The 3,082-nt window shown below is 69.7% G+C and carries 2 protein-coding genes; one reads left to right on the forward strand and one right to left on the reverse strand.

Annotated features, from left to right (window positions below):
- Positions 1-164: 164 nt before the first annotated feature.
- Complete coding sequence (locus tag HMPREF3121_RS01305) at positions 165-1,367, reverse strand: MFS transporter (protein ID WP_083291139.1); 1,203 nt, start codon at positions 1,365-1,367, stop codon at positions 165-167.
- Between the two features lie 150 nt (positions 1,368-1,517).
- Here HMPREF3121_RS01305 and HMPREF3121_RS01310 point away from each other — a divergent pair, with 150 nt between their 5' ends.
- Positions 1,518-3,026: an NYN domain-containing protein gene (locus HMPREF3121_RS01310; RefSeq protein WP_070519269.1), complete on the forward strand. Its 1,509-nt coding sequence runs from the start codon at positions 1,518-1,520 to the stop codon at positions 3,024-3,026.
- The last annotated feature ends 56 nt before the right edge of the window (positions 3,027-3,082 follow it).

Below are 3,082 nucleotides of genomic sequence, written 5' to 3' on the forward strand. Positions count from 1 at the left end.
CAGCAAGAGAAGAACTTACCACACCCGGAATCCGCCGCGCAAACGACCGAGACCAGAAAGTTTTCCGCTCTTCCCCCAGCCAGTGACCCGATCACCTTGCGGTGTCGGTCGCGCTGACCACCAGAACATTACACACGCCGCGCCGAACAAAGCAAAACGCCAGGTCACGACGCAGATCGGCGCTCACGACCCACACCCAACGAACGCCCCGCACCCACCGCGGAGGCCCCGAGCACCAATCCCGACAGCACGAACACCACGGCGACGCCGGCGCTCGCGGCGAGCGCACCGGCACCCGCCGGCAACACCACCTGCGCCAGACGGTTGCCCATGAGTCGTACCGACAGGGCCATCGCCTTATCGGTGGCGGGAACCAGCGACGACACCCACGTCATGGTCATGGGCATGACGAAGCCCCACGCGAAACCGCACACTCCCGTCGCCACCGCCAGCAGCCACGCCTGCCCGAGCCATGGCGTCAGCACGAGCGGTACCGCCCCGGCGGCACTCATCGCGACGAGCACCCGATCCCGGTCGACCCGCGCCAGCGCCCACGGCATCAACGCCCGCGACACCACGGCCATGCCCGACCTCGCGGCGAGGATCATGGTCACCTCGCCGACGGACAATCCCATTTCCTGGCCGAGCACCGGCATGTAGGCGGTCAGCAAGTCGATGGCGACGATGACGGCGATCGACGCGGTCATCGCGGCCGGCATTCCCGGCAACCGGAGCATCCGCGACACCGGCACATGGGCGGGCGCCCCTTCCGCCGGCTGCTCCACCCCGGGGACGAGCCGTCGGAAAGCAGACGCCACCGGCCAGCCCGCGACCAGCGCCACGGCACCCAACCCGGTCAAGGCGAGCAACGCCGGGGTCGTGTCGACGCCACCGTCGCTCTGGCCACCGGCGGCGATCCACCCCGAAAACGCGATGCCGAGCAGCTGCCCCACCGAAATGCCCAACGTGAAGTAGGCGAACAGGGAATCCAGGCCCGTCGTCGTGCCGCGCAACCGCGACACCATGCCCTGCGCCGCGATGAGCGTGGTCATGTGCGCGAACCCCAGCGCCACGTACCCCGCCAACAACACGGCCAAGCCCCCGGACCAGGCCATCACCGCCGTCGCGACGACGGTGGCGACGAGCCCGGCGCGCATCACCGCCGGGGCATGGCCATCGTCGACCAACCTCCCCGCACGCAGCGCGATGAGCAGCGGCACCAGCGAAAACGCCGCGGTGAACACGCCGACGGTCGCCGCGTCGCCGCCGAAGTTCAGCACGCGGTAACTCAGCAACACGCGCCCGCCGTTGAACACGGACTGCCCGACGACGGTCACCGCCACGAGCATCGCGAACCACCGTTTCACCCGGCCCGCCACCTTCCCGCGCTCGACTCCCGCACCGGCCGTGGTCAACGGTACCCCTGGCGCGATTCGGACACCGCCCGGCGAAATTCATGCATCCTGGGACGTGACGGAATCTGACTTTCTTTAGCAATGAACGGATTGAAGGAGCCCATGCTTGAACGCACATTGGTGTACGTCGACACGTCTTACCTGCTCGCCAGCTTTTACAACTCGTGGGAGACCGGGGCCCGCGGGCAATTGGAAATCGATCTCAGAGAGGTGGTGCATGTTCTCGACCGAATGATCACCCAGCAGCTGGGGCAGCCGGTGCAGCGGCAGCTCTGGTACGACGGCATCCCGGAGTCGGGGCCGCACCGTTATCAACGTTCCCTGCGCACGATCGACGGCGTGCAGTTGCGGGCCGGACAGCTCATCGAGTGGGGTGATCGCCGCACGCAGAAGGCGGTGGACACGCGGCTGGTGGCGGACATGGTGCTGGCGGGCGTGCGCGGCCAGGCGTCCGACATCGTCCTGGTGTCGGGTGACGCCGACATGTTGCCGGGTGTGACGGAGGCGTCGAATTCAGGCGTGCGCGTCCATCTTTACGGCTTCGGCTGGGATTCGATGTCGTCGGCGCTGCGCCATGCGTGCGATTCGACGACGATCCTCGATCCGCGCGAGGATTTCGCCGAATCCATGCAGCTCAACGTGCTGGAGGGTCCGTTGCCGCCGATCGTGCGCGACAAGCCGCTCGGCGATTGCGAACCCCCGGAGGAGCAGGGCGCCACGGAGGTTCCGGACACCCGGGTCACGCCTCCGGGGGCCGCGCGTGACGACGAGTCGTCGGCCGGTGATTCGGCGGCGGAGGACCCGGAGTCGGCGGGCGCCACACCGACCGCGAAGGCCGCCGCGCCCAAGGTGGCGGCGGCCGAAGCGGCGGCGAAGGCCGGCGCCCGGGAGATCCCCGCGCAGGCGGAGCATGCGGCGGCGGAACGTGCGGGCGTGGGCGGTTCTTCGCCGGCGCCCCGCGACCCGGTGGAGGCGATGGCCGCGGTGGCCGCCGCTGCCGCCGCGGCGAAGGCCGGGGAAAAGTCCTCGGAAGGCGCCGATGGTTCTGCCGCACCGGAGGCCGAAGCGGTGGCCGGCAAGTCGGCGACCGACGGCGGCGACTCCGCGCACGGCGATACGGCCGACGCCACGACGACGACCACTGACGCCGCTTCCGACGATGACGCCGGTCAGGACGGTGCGGCGGGCGTCGCCAAGCAACCGGAGGCGAACGAGGCCAAGGCCGAGACGCCCCCGAAGCCCAGCAGCCCCCGCCCCAACCCGTCGATGATGGCGCCGCGCCGCAAGCTGCGATCCCGCTACGTGCCGCTGCCCAACGAAGTGTGGGCGTCGGCGGGCTTCCAGTCCCCGTTCGACGTCGGCCAGCAGTACGCCCTGTGGTGGTACGAATCCGCCGCCACCGACGCCCAGCGCGACGAGGCGCACCTGCTGTCCGGCGGCGGCCTGCCCCCGGAAATCGACCGCCCCCTGCTGCAGTTCGCGTGCGAGACCCTGCACGAATACACCCTCACCGACGCCCAGCGCGTCAACCTGCGCGACGGTTTCCACGCCGGCATCCGCGGCGTGCTGCTCAATCGCCGGAACAGCCCCTCCGGAGACAAGAAGAGCTGACCGGACAAGGCCCGATGGGCACGGGAAAACCGCGGGGACCGATCGGTCCCCGCGGT

Origin of the sequence: Corynebacterium sp. HMSC11E11 (assembly GCF_001807025.1) — a bacterium.
GTDB lineage: Bacteria > Actinomycetota > Actinomycetes > Mycobacteriales > Mycobacteriaceae > Corynebacterium > Corynebacterium freneyi.

Bases quoted from the DNA above. Each gene is read 5' to 3' on its own strand.
- HMPREF3121_RS01310 (WP_070519269.1), top strand. From the start codon at position 1,518: ATGCTTGAACGCACATTGGTGTACGTCGACACGTCTTACCTGCTCGCC.